Origin of the sequence: Teichococcus globiformis (genome assembly GCF_042646265.1) — a bacterium.
GTDB lineage: Bacteria > Pseudomonadota > Alphaproteobacteria > Acetobacterales > Acetobacteraceae > Pseudoroseomonas > Pseudoroseomonas globiformis.
On the sequence record NZ_JBHRTN010000018.1, the window covers coordinates 176985 to 192038 of the forward strand.

12 protein-coding genes are annotated in these 15054 nt (G+C 67.6%); 10 read left to right on the plus strand and 2 right to left on the minus strand.

All coding sequences use genetic code 11. From position 1 onward, the window contains the following. Window position 1 precedes the first annotated feature (1 nt). From murB to ligA, 9 genes are all read left to right on the plus strand, one after another. Window positions 2-901 carry a UDP-N-acetylmuramate dehydrogenase gene (gene murB / locus ACFOD4_RS15035; RefSeq protein WP_379598870.1) on the plus strand — a complete coding sequence of 300 codons (900 nt, stop codon included), beginning with the start codon at window positions 2-4 and terminating at the stop codon, window positions 899-901. Next, a complete protein-coding gene (locus ACFOD4_RS15040) occupies window positions 898-1809 on the plus strand; it encodes a D-alanine--D-alanine ligase (RefSeq protein ID WP_379597658.1) in 912 nt (303 codons plus the stop codon). The genes murB and ACFOD4_RS15040 overlap by 4 nt, the downstream gene beginning before the upstream one ends. Next, window positions 1799-2707: a cell division protein FtsQ/DivIB gene (locus ACFOD4_RS15045; RefSeq protein ID WP_379597660.1), complete on the plus strand. Its 909-nt coding sequence runs from the start codon at window positions 1799-1801 to the stop codon at window positions 2705-2707. The genes ACFOD4_RS15040 and ACFOD4_RS15045 overlap by 11 nt, the downstream gene beginning before the upstream one ends. Then, complete coding sequence (ftsA, locus tag ACFOD4_RS15050) at window positions 2707-4002, plus strand: cell division protein FtsA (protein ID WP_379597662.1); 1296 nt, start codon at window positions 2707-2709, stop codon at window positions 4000-4002. Before ACFOD4_RS15045 ends, ftsA begins: the two co-directional genes overlap by 1 nt. Window positions 4003-4063: 61 nt before the next feature. Continuing rightward, window positions 4064-5632 (plus strand): cell division protein FtsZ, encoded by a 1569-nt coding sequence (gene ftsZ / locus ACFOD4_RS15055; RefSeq protein WP_379597664.1) that lies wholly within the window; start codon window positions 4064-4066, stop codon window positions 5630-5632. A 229-nt stretch (window positions 5633-5861) separates the two neighbouring features. Beyond that, entirely contained in the window at window positions 5862-6809 is a 948-nt protein-coding gene (gene lpxC / locus ACFOD4_RS15060) for a UDP-3-O-acyl-N-acetylglucosamine deacetylase (protein ID WP_379597666.1), read from the plus strand. Window positions 6810-6941: 132 nt separating this feature from the next. Continuing rightward, window positions 6942-7802 carry an outer membrane protein assembly factor BamD gene (locus tag ACFOD4_RS15065; RefSeq protein WP_379597668.1) on the plus strand — a complete coding sequence of 287 codons (861 nt, stop codon included), beginning with the start codon at window positions 6942-6944 and terminating at the stop codon, window positions 7800-7802. Window positions 7803-7824: 22 nt separating this feature from the next. Continuing rightward, a complete protein-coding gene (gene recN, locus ACFOD4_RS15070; protein WP_379597669.1) occupies window positions 7825-9498 on the plus strand; it encodes a DNA repair protein RecN in 1674 nt (557 codons plus the stop codon). A 180-nt stretch (window positions 9499-9678) separates the two neighbouring features. Further along, a complete protein-coding gene (gene ligA / locus ACFOD4_RS15075; protein WP_379597671.1) occupies window positions 9679-11829 on the plus strand; it encodes an NAD-dependent DNA ligase LigA in 2151 nt (716 codons plus the stop codon). Between the two features lie 12 nt (window positions 11830-11841). Here ligA and ACFOD4_RS15080 read toward each other — a convergent pair whose 3' ends face one another. Further along, window positions 11842-12609, minus strand: coding sequence for a lipase family protein (locus ACFOD4_RS15080; RefSeq protein WP_379597673.1), 768 nt, complete (start codon window positions 12607-12609; stop codon window positions 11842-11844). After that, window positions 12609-14390 (minus strand): aminopeptidase P family protein, encoded by a 1782-nt coding sequence (locus tag ACFOD4_RS15085; RefSeq protein WP_379597674.1) that lies wholly within the window; start codon window positions 14388-14390, stop codon window positions 12609-12611. Before ACFOD4_RS15085 ends, ACFOD4_RS15080 begins: the two co-directional genes overlap by 1 nt. A gap of 181 nt (window positions 14391-14571) precedes the next feature. Here ACFOD4_RS15085 and ACFOD4_RS15090 point away from each other — a divergent pair, with 181 nt between their 5' ends. Further along, window positions 14572-14913 carry a DUF1127 domain-containing protein gene (locus ACFOD4_RS15090; RefSeq protein WP_379597676.1) on the plus strand — a complete coding sequence of 114 codons (342 nt, stop codon included), beginning with the start codon at window positions 14572-14574 and terminating at the stop codon, window positions 14911-14913. Window positions 14914-15054 lie beyond the last annotated feature (141 nt).

Here is a 15054-nt window from a genome sequence, read left to right on the forward strand (position 1 = left end):
CATGACGCAAAGCCAGCCCGTCCTTCCGCCGCTGCGAGGCCGCGTTCAGCAAGACGCGCCGCTGGCACCCCTCACCTGGTTCCGCGTCGGTGGTCCGGCCGGGTATCTGGTGCGCCCGGCCGATGCCGAAGACCTGCTGCTGCTTCTGCGCGACCGACCACGCGAGTTGTCCCTGACCGTGATCGGTGCGGCGTCGAACCTGCTGGTTCGCGACGGCGGAGTGCGTGGCATTGTGGTGAAGCTGGCACGCGGCTTTTCCGACATCCTGGTTGAACCCGACGGCATCGTTGCCGGCGCAGCCGCCCTGGATGCCACGGTCGCCGAGCACGCGGCGGCCGCAGGCCTCGCGGGGCTGGAATTTCTCTGCGGCATTCCCGGCAGCATCGGCGGCGCGGTTGCGATGAACGCGGGTGCCTATGGCGCAGAGGTTAAGGACGTCCTGGACTGGGTGGAGATCGCCACGCCCGGCGGGCTGCAACGTCTCGGCGTCGCCGAACTGGCCTTCGCTTATCGCCGGGCTGATCTGCCCGAGGACGGCATCGTCATCCGTGCCCGCCTGAGGGCCGTGCCGGGCGACCGCGCCGCCATCGCCGCACGCATGAGCCAGATCCGCGGGGCACGCGAGGAAACGCAGCCCGTCCGCGCCCGAACAGGCGGGTCGACCTTCAAGAACCCGGCGGGCCAGAAGGCCTGGGCCTTGATCGATGCGGCCGGAGCGCGCGGGATGCGCCGGGGCGACGCGCAAGTCTCGGAGAAGCACTGCAACTTCCTGCTGAATCTCGGCGCTGCAACGGCTGCCGATCTGGAAGAACTGGGTGAGATGGTGCGCGCCCGCGTGGCGGCGCGTTCCGGCACCACGCTGGACTGGGAAATTAGACGCATCGGGGAGGTGCCGGCATGACGCATGTGGCGGTGCTGTATGGCGGCATTTCCGCCGAAAGGGAGGTGTCGCTCTCGACGGGCCGCGGCGTCATCGCCGCACTGGGCGAGGCTGGCTTCAGGGTCACGCCGGTCGAGGTGACGCAGGATCTGGCGGCGTTGATCGCGACGCTGCAGGACGCCCGGCCCGATGTGGTGTTCAACGCGCTGCACGGCCGCTTCGGCGAAGATGGTTGCGTGCAGGGCGTGCTGGACTGGCTGGAGATTCCTTATACCCATTCCGGCCTGCGTGCCTCGGCCATGGCAATGGACAAGGCGGCAGCCAAGGCGGTGTTCCAGGCGCATGGCCTTCCGATCGCTGAGCATCGCGTGGTGACGCCTCGCGAGTTGGAGGAGGCCGATCCTCTCGCTCGCCCCTACGTTGTGAAGCCAGTCAACGAGGGCTCCTCGGTCGGCGTCGAGATCCTTCGACAGGGTGACAACCGGCGGAGCGAGATCGCGCGCGGCTGGCGCTTCGGCGAGCGTGTGATGGCCGAGGAATACATCGCCGGACGCGAATTGACCGTGGCGGTCATGGGTGATCGGCCGCTGGTTGTGACCGAGGTCGGCACCGGGCACGAGTTCTACGATTATGACGCGAAGTACGCCGATGGTGGCAGCCAGCACACCCTGCCGGCGAAGATCCCGGACGCCGTTGCCCAAGCCGCCATGGATGTGGCGCTGCGCGCGCATGGCGCACTGGGCTGCCGCGGCGTCAGCCGCGCCGACCTTCGTTACGATGACGCCACGGGGCGGCTCGTGCTGTTGGAAGTGAACACACAGCCCGGCATGACGCCGACAAGCCTGGCACCGGAACAAGCCGCCTATTGCGGCATCGACTACCAGGCGCTCTGCGCTTGGCTGGTGCGGGAGGCACGGCATGGCGCGTAGTCCCACACGCGTGCAGAGCGATGAGCGGACGCGGCTGTCCCAGGATGGCCGCGGGCCGCATCTGCGGGCGCAGCGCCCCAACGCCCTGCGACTCTGGCTGCGGCGGCAGAAGCCGCGCCTGCGTCCGGTTCTGATGGGCTCCGTTTTCGCCGTGCTGGCCGGCGGCTGCGCCGTCGCCATTGCCGCGCTGGAGCCGACGGGACGCTTCGGCTGGCTGGCTGATGGCATCGCCGGCACTGCTGGACGCTACGGCGTGGTGGTGGGAGACATCGTCGTGCGTGGGCAGCAGAACACGCCACGTGAACTGATCCGGAACGCGATCGGCACCGGGCGTGGCGAACCTCTCCTGGCCTTCTCCCCAACGCAAACCAGGGCACGGCTCGAAAGCATCGCCTGGATCGAACGGGCCGAAGTGCAGCGCTCGTTGTCGGGCGACATCCTGATCGTTCTTCATGAGCGCCAGCCCTTCGCCATCTGGCAGCACAACAATGAGTTCGCCATCATCGACCGCTATGGACGCGTCGTCACCGCAGAAACGCTGGATGCCTTCGGACCGCTGCCGCTTCTCGTTGGAGAAGGTGCTCAGAAGGCCGGGGGAGCGCTGCACGACGCGCTGAAGTCGGAACCGGAGGTGCTCAAGCGCGTGCAGGCGTTGGTCTACGTCAGCCAGCGGCGCTGGAACCTGCGCCTGCACAACGGCACGGACGTCTTGCTGCCCGATGGGCATGAGGACGCCGCCATCCGGAGACTGGGTGAGTTGCAGCGATCCGGCGCGCTGATGGATCGTGCACTGGTGGCGATCGACATGCGCATGCCGGACCGGCTGGTGGTTCGACAGCAGCCGCAGCCGGAGGAAGAGGTTCCCGTCACCAAGCGACGCGGCAGCGGGCGCGGCTGATGACCGCGCAGCGCCTCCTGCCGCCGCCCGACCTGCCGCGGCCGCCGGTTGCCCGCCGCCGCCGCGCGCGCAGCGGACCCTACGGCGTGATCGACATCGGGAGCAGCAAGATCGTCTGCCTGATCGCGAAGATCGACGCGGACGGCGCGCCGCGCATCCTTGGCTGCGGATGGCAGCGTGCGCGCGGTGTCAAGGGTGGCAACATCGTCGATCTGCATGAAGCGGAACAATGCATCCGTGCCGCTGTTGCACAGGCGGAGGAAGCTGCCGAACTGAAGCTATCGGGCATGATCGTCAACCTGTCGTGCGGCCAGCCGGCCTCGCGGTTGATGAACATTCAGTGGCCGATCGGGGGCCGGCCGGTGACGGAAGCCGATCTGCGCGCCGTGCTGGCCGAAGGGCGCCGCCGCGCCGCGGAGGAAGGGCGCGAAACGGTACACGCCACCACGCTCGGATTCACCATCGATGCGACGCCAGGTGTGCCCGATCCGCGCGGCATGGAGTGCGAGACATTGGCGGCGCATCTTCATCTCGTGGATGGCGCATCCAGCGCGCTGCGCAACCTCGGCATCTGCCTTGGCCATTGCGATCTGGAGGTGGAGGAAGCGGTGTCTGCGCCCTTTGCGGCGGCGCTGTCCGTTCTGGTTGAGGATGAGCGGCAGCTCGGTGCCACGGTGGTGGATATGGGCGGCGGCACCACCAGCATCGCTGTGTATGGCGAAGGCAACCTGCTGCATACCGCGCAGATCCCCGTCGGCGGTTGGCAGGTGACCAACGATCTGGCACGCGGTCTGGCCACCCCGATCGCGCAGGCCGAACGCATCAAGATCCTGGATGGCAGCGCCCTTCAGGCCGGCGATGACGCGAAGACCATGGTGATGGTGCCGCAGGTCGGCGAGGATGAGGACCATCTGGTCAGCGTGCCGCGCAGCCACATCGTCAACATCATCCGTCCGCGCATCGAGGAAACTCTGGAACTCGTGCGCGACCGACTCGACGCGGCGGCACTCGGGCGCGAAGCCGGCGCACGAGTCGTGCTGACCGGCGGCGCCAGCCAACTTGTCGGATTGCGTGAGATGGCTGCTCAAATTCTGGACCGGCCGGTGCGTCTCGGTCGTCCATCTTTTATGCGCGGCCTGCCGGATTCTGCACAGGGCCCAGATTTCGCAACCACGCTCGGCCTCGTTGCTTGGGGCACGGGTGAAGGTCGCCCATTGATTGACATAGATCCTGCGCCAGAGCGCGGATTTGGTCGATTTACTCGTTTCGTCAACTGGCTTCGGGAGCGCGTCTGATGCATTGTACAAGCACGCCGATTCGCCACTCGCCAGCAAACGCCCAGGGAGATTTGCTGCAATGACGCTGAACCTGACCATCCCGCGCCAGCAGCACACCGATTTCAGTCCGCGCATCACTGTCGTGGGTGTTGGTGGCGCCGGCTGCAATGCGGTGAACAACATGATTGCGATGGGTCTCGACGGAGTCGAGTTCCTGGTCGCCAACACCGACGCGCAGGCGCTGGTGAATAGCCGTGCGGAACGCCGCGTGCAGCTCGGTCCGCACCTGACGCAGGGGCTCGGCGCTGGTGCCAAGCCGGAGATCGGGCGTGCGGCGGCGGAAGAGGCGACGGAGGACCTGGCGCGTCACCTTGAGGGCATGCACATGGTGTTCATCACCGCGGGCATGGGCGGCGGTACTGGCACCGGCGCCGCGCCGGTGATCGCCCGCATGGCGCGCGAGCGTGGCATCCTGACAGTCGGCGTCGTGACGCGTCCCTTCGATTTCGAAGGCATGAAGCGTCGCCGTGCGGCCGAGGCTGGGATCGAAGATCTGCAGACCTATGTCGACACGCTGATCGTCATTCCGAACCAGAATCTCTTCCGCAAGGCGAATGAGCGCACCACCTTCGCCGAAGCGTTCAAGATGGCGGACGACGTGCTCTACATGGGCGTGCGCGGCGTCACCGACCTGATGGTCAATCCGGGCCTCGTCAACCTCGACTTCGCCGACATCCGCACGGTGATGGCGGAGATGGGCAAGGCGATGATGGGCACCGGCGAGGCCGAGGGCGAGGACCGTGCAACGGAAGCCGCTGAGGCCGCCATCAGCAACCCGCTGCTGGAAGACACCTCGATGCTCGGCGCGCGCGGCGTGCTGATCAACATCACCGGCGGCTACGACATGACCCTGTTCGAGGTCGACCAAGCGGTGAACCGCATCGGCCGCGAGGTCGACGGCGATTGCAACATCATCTTCGGCTCCTCCATCGACGAGGAAATGAACGGCCGCCTTCGTGTGTCCGTCGTCGCCACCGGCATCGATGCGGTGCAGGAAGAGGCATCGCAGCCCGAACGGCTGAAGCTGGTCGCCAATGGCGGCGCCCCCGCCCAGGCCATCGCCACCCAGGCCATCCCGATGCAGGGCCGCAGCGTGCCCGGCGCCCCGCTGGCGCCGCGCCCCGTGGTGCCGCAGCCGGCCGGCCCGGTTCGCGTCGGTTCGCCGATGGGCGGCATGGCTGGCGCACCGCGCCGCCCGGCAGGGATGGCACCGACTGCTGCCCCGGCTCAGCCGGCACCGCAGCAAGGCTCGGCCACGGTTGGTTTCGATCCGGCCCAGGGTCCGGCGCCGGAAGCGCCTTCGCCCGAGGAAGTTCCGGCGTCGATGGCCAGCGCGCCGGCCCAGGGTCGCCCCATGGCACCCCCGCCAGTTTCCGCTCCGCCCGCAAGCGGTGGCTTCAACCTGTTCCGCAAGGCAACGGGCCTGATGCGCCGCAACCTGGGCAGCGAGGTCGAGGCTGCACCCGCGCCGCGTCCGGCCGCTCCGCAGGCGCCGCAGGCCCAGACCACGCACCGCCCGGCCGCGACACAGCCGGCCGAAGAGATGGGGCTCGACATCCCGACCTTTCTGCGTCGGCAAAGCAACTAAGCACCTTCGGCCACAAAGCTGCCGTAATTAAGAGCCCTGCGCCTCGACGGCGCAGGGTTTTTTGCATCGCAATATATGAGTGAATTCAGAGGTTTGGCGGCCGGTGTTCTGACGTAATAATCGGAAATATGCGTTGACTCGCACTGTCGGGGCGCGGATGGCATCTACATGCTCGACGCCGTGGCACATCCCTGGTCACGGTCCATGTGAGTGGACGAACGGCAAAATTATGGACGGTTTCATCGCAGCAGCTCCGGAACGTCGCAGAACGCTGAAATCAGCCATTGGCTGCGTTGGCGTCGGGCTGCATTCCGGCCGCCGGGCGAGCATGACCCTCCGTCCGGCTCCCCTGGATCATGGCATTGTATTTCGCCGCACGGATCTGGGCATCGACATTCCGGCTCGCTTTGATCTGGTGTTCGACACTCGCCTTTGCACGGCCATCGCACTGGCTGGTCAGCCTCATGCCCGCCTCGGCACCATCGAGCATGTCATGGCGGCCCTGACTGCCTGCGGTATCGATGATGCCCTGATCGAGGTGGACGGTCCTGAGGTGCCGATCCTGGATGGTTCCGCCGCCCCTTTCCTGTTCCTGATCGACTGCGCCGGCATTGCCACCACTGCCATGCCGCGCCGTGTGATCGAGGTTCTGAAGACAGTGCGGGTTCAGGAAAGCGACGCCGCGGACGCCGCCTGGGCCGCGTTGCATCCCAGTGCCACGCCAGGCTTCGAGGCGCAGCTTGGGATTGATTTCCCGTCGTCTGCCATTGGGCGTCAGAGCCTGGCGATGCGGGTGACTGAGGCAGCTTTCCGCGCCGTGCTGGCCAATGCACGCACCTTCACCCTGGCCGAGGATGTGGCACGGTTGCGCGCTGCTGGCCTTGCCCTTGGCGGCAGCCTGGACAATGCCGTGGTGGTGGACGGTCCGCTGGTGCTCAACCCGGGCGGGCTGCGGCATCCTGATGAATGCGTGCGGCACAAGCTGCTGGACGTGGTTGGCGATCTGGGGCTGCTCGGCGCGCCGCTTTCCGCGCGGTTTGAAGGGCATCGCTCCGGCCATGCCCTCAACAATCGACTGGCCCGGGCCTTGATGGCCGACCCGACTGCCTGGCGCTGGAGTGATGCCGGGCTACTGGGTGAGGAGATCAGCAGCCGGCGCGAGCCGGTCGCAGCCTGATCGCAATTTCTATGCCTCCGGGCAGCCCAGCCTTGCCGCCGGGCACGGGCCTGCCCGGTCTGGTGTTGTGGGGAGCGCGGTGCTCCGCCCCCTCTTCGTCTCGGCGGCAGGGCATGGTATAGAGCCGCCGAAATGCGCACCCGTTGCACCCGGACCCTCCGCCTCGCCCTGCTGGCCGCAGCACCGCTGCTGGCTGGCGCCTGCACGCAATGGGATGGGAGGCAAGGTTCGCTGAACAGCACAGCCGACCCTTCGCTGGCCAGCACCGGGCCCGATACGCTTTACGGCGCCGGCATCGATGCGATGCGCCAGGGCGAGTTCCAGGAAGCCATCACCTATTTCGACGGCATCGAGCGCGAGCATCCCTATTCCACCTGGGCCACCAGCGCGCGGCTCATGGCGGCCTATTCCGACTATCAGCGCAACCGCTACACCGAGGCGATCGGCGCGCTTGACCGCTTCATTCAGCTGCATCCTGCGCATCGCGACATCGCCTACGCCTATTATCTGCGGGCGCTTTGCTATTATGAGCAGATCGTTGATGCGCAGCGCGACCAGCGTGGGACGGAGATCGCCCTGAGCCAGTTGCAGGAGGTGGTCAACCGCTTTCCCGACACGCCCTATGCGCGCGACGCCCGGCTGAAGATGGATCTGGCCCGGGATCACCTGGCCGGACGCGAGATGAACATCGGCCGCTTCTATGAGAACAAGGGCATGTACGCCGCGGCCATTGGCCGCTTCCGCCGGGTGGTGGACGACTTCCAGACCACCAACCACGTGCCCGAGGCGCTGCATCGCCTGACGGAATGCTACGTGGCCCTGGGCCTGGTTGACGAAGCACGACGGACCGCATCGGTGCTCGGCTACAACTACCCAGGCAGCCGCTGGTACCAGGACTCCTACGCCTTGCTGGCCGACCGGGGATTGCAGCCCGACGGTCCCGCAGCCGAGCGGCCAGGCTTCTTCGCCCGCGCCTGGAACTCCGTCTTCTGAGACGCGCCCCGGCCGCCCCGCCATGCTGATCTCGCTCGCCATCCGCGACGTGGTGCTGATCGAACGGCTGGACCTATCGCTGGGGCGGGGACTCACGGTGCTGACAGGCGAAACGGGCGCCGGCAAATCGATCCTGTTGGACAGTCTTGGCTTGGCGCTCGGACAGCGTGCCGAAGCGGGCATGGTGCGGGCCGGGCAGTCTCAGGCTTCTGTGACGGCCTGCTTCCACCTGCCTGCCGGGCATCCAGCCGAGCAGCTTCTGACCGAGCAAGGCATCGAGCCCGAGGAGGATCTGGTTCTGCGCCGCGTGGTGCAAGCGGATGGCCGGTCCCGCGCCTTTGTCAACGCCGAGCCGGTAGGCATCGCGCTGCTGCGGCGCCTGGGGGCCCAGCTCGTCGAAGTGCAGGGTCAGCACGACCAGGTCGGCCTGGCCGACGCCGCGACCCATGCCGGGTTGCTGGATGCCTTCGGCGTGCTGGAGCCTGCTCGCAACGCGGTAGCTGATGCCTTTCGGGACTGGCGCGGGGCCGAGCGGGCGCTGAGATCGGCGCAGGACGCCATCGCGCAGGCGCAGCGCGACGAGGAATGGCTGCGGCACGCGGTTGACGAGTTGTCCGTCCTGGCGCCGGAGGACGGCGAGGAGGACAGCCTCGCCGCCGAGCGGCAGGCCATGCAGCAGGGCGAGCGCCGGGCCGAGGCCGTGGCCGCCGCCCTTTCCGAGTTGCAGCCGCGGGACCGGCGCGGCGGCGGCGGCCCTGCCGCGGCGCTGCGCAACGCAGCCCGCGCACTGGAGCGGCTACCTGCCCCGAACGAGGATGCGGCACCGATCCTGGCCGCCATCGGCCAGGCCCAGGACGCCCTCGCCGAGGCTGAAACCATGCTGGAGCGCCTGGGCGCCGATCTTGGCCCTGATCCACGCCGTCTTGAGGTAGTGGAGGAGCGGCTCTTCGCCTTGCGTGCTGCCGCCCGCAAGCATGCTGTTGCCGTGGTGGAGTTGCCTGCCCTGCTGCGGGACCTTTCCGAGCGGCTTGCTGCGCTGGATGCGGGGGCCGAGCGCGCCGCGGCGCTGGAAGCCGCCGCTGCGGCGGCGCGCAAGGTCTATGCGGACAAGGCGACAGCGCTGACCGAAGCGCGGCGCGAGGCGGCGGGCCGGCTGGAAAACGCGGTGGCCGCGGAGCTGGCGCCGCTGAAGCTGGAACGTGCCCGGCTGCACATCGAGATCGCCCTGCGCGAGGAGCGCGCTTGGGCCGCTGACGGGCAGGACCGCGTCACCTTTCTGGTGTCCACCAATCCTGGCCAGAAGCCGGGCGCGCTGGACAAGATCGCCTCGGGTGGCGAGTTGTCGCGGCTGATGCTGGCGCTCAAGGTGGTGCTGGCACGCGGCTCACCCGTGCCTACCCTGGTGTTCGACGAGGTGGATAGCGGCGTCGGCGGCGCGACCGCGGCAGCGGTGGGCGAGCGACTGGCCAAGGTGGCCGAGCGGCTGCAGGTCCTGGTGGTCACCCATAGCCCGCAGGTGGCGGCGCGCGGCAACCAGCACTGGCGGGTGGCCAAGGGTGTCCGCGCCGATCGGGCGGAAACACGGGTGGAGCCGCTGGACGACGCTGCCCGGCGCGAGGAGCTGGCGCGCATGCTTGCCGGGGAAACCGTCACCGAAGCGGCGCGTGCGGCGGCGGACAGCCTGCTGCGCGCCTGACGCGCTTCAGAGGGCTCTGTCCTGTTGAACCTCTTCCGGCAGCAGTAGAGGCCGCCGGACCGGCTTTGCCTGCCGCATTCCAGCGCCTCAGGCCTTGCAGGGCGGGCTCAGGAGCTATGCAGGTTTCTTCGGCGAAGGGCTGCCCTTTCCCGATGTCGCGCCAGGAGGTAGCAGAGAGGGATGACGATCCGCGACACCCCTGTCGATGCGCTGTCTGAGGTCGAGGCGGCGGAGGAACTCGCCGCCCTGGCTGAGATCATCGCCACCGCCGACATCGCCTATCACCAGAATGACGCGCCGATCATGGCGGACGCGGACTACGACGTGCTGCGCCGTCGCAACACCGCCATCGAGGAACGCTTTCCCGGGCTGAAGCGCGGCGACAGCCCGAGCGACACGCCTCCCGGCGCCGAGCCCGCCGCCGGCTTCGCCAAGTCGCGCCACGGCACGCCGATGCTGAGCCTCGACAATGCCTTCGGGGCGGAGGACTTTGCCGAATTCGCGAAGAGCGTCCGCCGCTTCCTGAAGCTGCCGGAGGAGGAAGTGCTGCGCTTCGTGGCCGAGCCCAAGATCGATGGCCTCTCGGTGAACCTGACCTACGAAGGCGGGCGCTTTGTGCGCGGCGCCACACGCGGCGACGGCACGGAAGGCGAGGATATCACCCGCAACCTGGAAACGCTGGATGAGCTGCCGCGTCAGCTCAAGGCGCCCTTCCCCGACAAGATCGAGATACGCGGCGAGGTCTTCATGACCAAGGCGGACTTCATCGCCTTCCGCGACGAGCAGCAGCGTTTGCATGAAGAGCGCGAGGAACGACGCGCTCGGGGAGAGCGCGTCGGCGAAGCGATCCGCATTCCCGCCAACCCTCGCAACGCCGCCGCAGGATCGCTGCGGCAGCTCGATCCGTCAGTCACGGCGAAACGCCCGCTAAAGCTCTTCGCCTATGCGCAGGGCGTCTCGTCCGCACCGGTGGCGGAAACGCATTCGGAGTATCTGAAGCAGCTGGGGAAATGGGGCTTCCAGGTCAACCCGCTTTCCGAAACGCTGCGTGACGAGCACGCGGCCGAAGCTTTCCAGAACCGTATGGGCATGCAACGCGCCGGGCTCGACTACGATATCGATGGCGTGGTCTACAAGCTTGACCGACTCGACTGGCAGGGCAGGCTGGGCTTTGTTGGCCGTGCGCCGCGCTGGGCCATCGCCTGGAAGTTTCCGGCCGAGCAGGCTCAGACCGTGCTGCAGGACATCCAGATCCAGGTTGGCCGCACCGGTGCGCTGACGCCGCGTGCGGTGATGCAGCCGGTGAACGTCGGCGGCGTCATGGTGCAGCACGCGACCCTGCACAATGAGGACGAAATCGCGCGCAAGGATGTGCGCGTCGGTGATACGGTGGTTCTGCAACGCGCGGGCGATGTGATTCCGCAGATCGTCAGCGTTGTGCTGGATAAGCGCCCGCATAACAGTGCGCCCTTCGAGTTTCCGACCCGCTGCCCGGCCTGCGGTAGCCATGCGACGCGCCCCGAGGGCGAGGTGGTGCGGCGGTGCACCGGCGGGCTGATCTGTCCGGCCCAGACGGTGGAGCGGCTGAAGCACTTCGTCAGTCGCAATGCCATGGATATTGAAGGTCTTGGCGAGGAAAACATCCTCAAGCTGCATGAGGAAGGGCTGGTCGGAAGCCCTGCCGACATCTTCCGCCTGCACCGCCACGCCGATCGGATGCGGCAATGGGAAGGTTGGGGGAAAGGCGCCAAGGCGGGAGCGACGAAGAAGGTGTCCAACCTGCTCGCCGCGATCGATGACCGCCGCAAGGTTCCTCTGGAGCGCTTCATCTTCGCCCTCGGCATCCGCCGCATTGGCGCGCAGAACGCCAAGCTGCTGGCACGCCACTATCACTCGCTTGGCCATTGGCGGGACAGGATGCTGGCGGCGACAACGGTGGGTTCCGAGGCACGGGAGGAGCTCGGCTCGATCCAGGGCATCGGCCCGGCCATCGCCACGGAACTGGCCGAGTTTTTCGCCGAACGGCGCAACCGGGACGCGCTGGAGGATCTGACGCGCGAGGTGACGCCGGAGGAGGCGGCGGATTTCACAGGCAGCGACAGCGCGTTCGCCGGCAAGGTCGTGGTGTTCACCGGCACACTGGAGCAGAGCTCGCGCGACGAGGCCGAGGCCGTGGCGGAGCGCCTCGGTGCCAAGGTGACAAAAAGCGTCTCCAAGAAAACCGATTTTGTCATCATCGGCGCCGATGCCGGCTCGAAGGCAAAAAAGGCCGCCGAATTGCAGATCCGCACGCTGACGGAGGCGGAATGGCGGGAGATGGCGGGGCTATGAGGCGGCTGCTCGCTATTCCCGCATTATCTCGGCCAGCGCGTCCCGCAGCACGCCTACCGGGTCGCGCCCCTCGCCGGAGGAGACCAGGGCGCGGTGGCTGGCATTCAGCACCCAGTGCTGCGCACCCGGCAGCAAGGCGGAGCGCACGGAAACCAGCCCGTCATTCGGCCCCGCGCCACGCTGCTCCATCCAGCGCACCATCGGCAGGTAGCGGCGGTCCGGACCACGCGCCGTTTCGCGGGTCAGGCTGCTGCCCAGGCACAGCACCGGTATGCGGGCAGTCAGCTGCCGGATCGCATCCGCATTTTCCCGCATCCAGCTTTGCCGTACCGCGCTGGTGAGATCGACCAGCCCTGCGCCGCTGCCTGCATGCAGCGTGACCGCCAGCCACCGGGCCATGCCGTGCAGGCGCGGTGAACGCACCAATGCATCGGCCACCGCCGAACCATGAAAGGGCGATTGGATGGCGATGAAGCCGCGGCATCTCTCCACGGTTCCAGGCTGCAACAGCGCCGCCAGAACCTCTAGCCCGCCCTTGCTGTGCGCGACGATCAGGCAGGGCTCAGGTTCGGCGCGGATGGCCTCCGCCAGCCTCTCCGCGTTCTCGGCGACCGGGGCGGAGGTCGGCACCAGCACCACATCTGCGGCCGCGCCCTGTCCCCGCAGCCATGCCAGCTGCGCCGCCATGTAGTCCATGCCGAAGGGACGCAGGCGATTCAGCGCCTCTCCCGCCAGCCCGTAGGCCATCAGGATGCGACAGCCCCGCAGGGTGGGCGGCATCAGAGCGGCGCGCAGGCTCGTTGCAGCCAATCCCGCACCGGCGGCTCCAGCTCGGGACCGATCTCCGACAAGACCCGCGTATGATAGGCATCCACCCATTGGCGCTCGGCCACGGTCAGCAACGCGGGATCGATCAGGCGCCGGTCGTACGGCGCAAGGGTCAATGTTTCAAACGCCAGGAACGGCCGGACCTGTCCGGGCCGCTCCGGGGCGGTGTGCGTCAGAAGAAGATTCTCGATGCGGATGCCGTAATGCCCCGGCAGGTAGAAGCCCGGCTCGTCGGACAGGATCATGCCCGATTGCAGCGGGATGGGCTTGGCCGCACGGCTGATGCTGACCGGCCCCTCATGCACGGACAGAAAGCTGCCGATGCCGTGGCCGGTACCATGGTCGTAGTCGAGCCCCGCTTCCCACAACGGCGCCCGCGCCACCGCGTCGATATGCGCGCCGGCCACGCCTTGCGGAAAGCGCAGCGTGGCCAGTGCAACATGGCCGCGCAGCACGCGGGAGTAGCGTTCCACCAGCTCCCCGGGCGGCACCCCCGGGCCGGTCCAGAGTGTGCGGGTAACGTCGGTGGTGCCGTCGGTGAACTGCGCGCCACTGTCGATCAGGTAGCACTCATCGGCCCGGATCGACCGATGGCTCGCCTCGCTCGCGCGATAGTGGACAATGGCACCGTTTTCCGCCGCCCCGGAAATAGCCGGAAAGCTTTCGCCCCGGAACAGCGGCAGCTCACGGCGAAAGGCCAGAAGCCGTGCGGCGGCGGTCATCTCCGTTTCGCCGCCCTTCGGCGCCGCCTCTGTGAACCAATGGAGAAAACGTGCCAATGCAAGAGCGTCGCGACGATGCGCGGCACGCGAGCCCCGCTGCTCCACCGCATTCTTGCGGGCGCGCGGCAGGCGGCAAGGATCCTCGCCCGGACGTAAGGTGGCGGCGGCCTCACGCAATTGCGCGGCAAACCAAACCGGCGTTGTTTCCAGGTCGATCCGCACCGCCTGTCCGGCGAGCCCCGCCAGGATCCCGGGCAGCGCGGCCGGCGGATGCACGGCGACGGCATTGCCGAGGTGGGCGCGCACCGCGTCGTCAAGCTTGGTGGGGTCCATGAATAGATCGACCGTGGCGTCGGAGCGCAGCAGCGCAAAGCCGAGTGCCAGCGGCGTATGGTCCAGGTCGGCGCCGCGAATGTTCAGGAGCCAGGCCACGGAATGGGGATCGGACAGGATGACGCTGTCTTCACCTGCATCGCGCATGGCCGCCGCCAGCGCCATGCGCTTCGCGGCAGCATCTTCGCCGGCATAGGCGATCGGGTGCGGAACGGCGCGGCTCTGAGGAGCCGGCGGGCGGTCGGACCAGATCAGGTCGAGCGGATTGGCGGCCACAGGCACCAGCACCGCGCCTGAGGCGACCAGCCGATCGATCTGCGCCTGCGGATGTAGCCAGGGATCGTAGCCGATGCGCAGCCCTGCGGCATGCTCCGCCAGCCATTCCTGCGGCGGTTGCTCGACAAGATGGCGCCGCTCCCACAGGGCAGGATCCGTCTGGCTGGCAACCTGAGTGGTATAGCGGCCATCGGTGAAAATAGCGGCGCGGGCTGCCAGAACAATGGCCATGCCGGCACTTCCGGTAAAGCCGGTCAGCCACGCCAGCCTCTCGCCACTGGGTGGCACATATTCACCGAGATATTCGTCGCTGCGGGGAATCAGGAAGCCATCGACCACCATGCTGTCGAGTTGGGCCCTGAGGGCGGCTAGGCGTTCTGTGTGCGGCACTTCCGTTAGCATCCCGTTAAGAACATATTTCCACAGGTTTCAATGCGTCTGACGCATGGCTCAGCTTCTATGGCTGCGCTCCTGTTCGCAAGCCGAAAGGATTACATCCTGACCACCGCCAAGGCACGGGCGGGCGACGGCAGGAGCCGACCCCGCAGACCGCGCCGGAAGCATCAACGGAACGCTAGAAACAATGAACGCCCGTGTCACCAAGCCGGAATTCGACTCCGCGATCGTCAGCAGCATGATGAGCCTGGCGCCGGCCCAGCTCATGCAGCTCGAGGCAGCGCGTAGCCGCGACGAGGCTGTGGGCCGCTGGTTCCGCAACGCCGTCACTGCCATTTTCCGGGCTGTGGTGGAGTATCCGCGCCGCCGCCGCGTTTATGACGAGCTGGCGATGCTGTCCGATCGCGAACTGGCCGATATCGGCCTGGCCCGCGGCGACATTCCCCGCATCTTTGAGGCCGACTTCCAGGCTCGGGCGAAGCGGGCGGCGAACACCCCTGCTCGTCTGGGCGCTGCCCGGGCCGCCTGATTTCGACCGCTTGAAGAGCAACCTGGGCGCTACTCCCAGGTTGTTACCGCAGCACCCTAGTGGAACGGCCTCCTCTTCCCCCCTCCCCCCGGAGCCGTTCCCTGACGAACCGCCCCGCCTCCCCCCCGAGGCGGGGCGGGC

Excerpts from the sequence above, each read along its gene's own strand:
- ACFOD4_RS15065 (WP_379597668.1), top strand. The coding sequence starts at position 6,942 with ATGCGCACCCGTTGCACCCGGACCCTCCGCCTCGCCCTGCTGGCCGCA.
- ACFOD4_RS15090 (WP_379597676.1), top strand. The coding sequence starts at position 14,572 with ATGAACGCCCGTGTCACCAAGCCGGAATTCGACTCCGCGATCGTCAGC.
- lpxC (WP_379597666.1), top strand. The coding sequence starts at position 5,862 with ATGGACGGTTTCATCGCAGCAGCTCCGGAACGTCGCAGAACGCTGAAA.
- ACFOD4_RS15040 (WP_379597658.1), top strand. The coding sequence starts at position 898 with ATGACGCATGTGGCGGTGCTGTATGGCGGCATTTCCGCCGAAAGGGAG.
- ACFOD4_RS15045 (WP_379597660.1), top strand. The coding sequence starts at position 1,799 with ATGGCGCGTAGTCCCACACGCGTGCAGAGCGATGAGCGGACGCGGCTG.
- ftsZ (WP_379597664.1), top strand. The coding sequence starts at position 4,064 with ATGACGCTGAACCTGACCATCCCGCGCCAGCAGCACACCGATTTCAGT.
- ligA (WP_379597671.1), top strand. The coding sequence starts at position 9,679 with ATGACGATCCGCGACACCCCTGTCGATGCGCTGTCTGAGGTCGAGGCG.
- murB (WP_379598870.1), top strand. The coding sequence starts at position 2 with ATGACGCAAAGCCAGCCCGTCCTTCCGCCGCTGCGAGGCCGCGTTCAG.
- ACFOD4_RS15085 (WP_379597674.1), bottom strand. The coding sequence starts at position 14,390 with ATGCTAACGGAAGTGCCGCACACAGAACGCCTAGCCGCCCTCAGGGCC.
- ftsA (WP_379597662.1), top strand. The coding sequence starts at position 2,707 with ATGACCGCGCAGCGCCTCCTGCCGCCGCCCGACCTGCCGCGGCCGCCG.
- ACFOD4_RS15080 (WP_379597673.1), bottom strand. The coding sequence starts at position 12,609 with ATGCCGCCCACCCTGCGGGGCTGTCGCATCCTGATGGCCTACGGGCTG.
- recN (WP_379597669.1), top strand. The coding sequence starts at position 7,825 with ATGCTGATCTCGCTCGCCATCCGCGACGTGGTGCTGATCGAACGGCTG.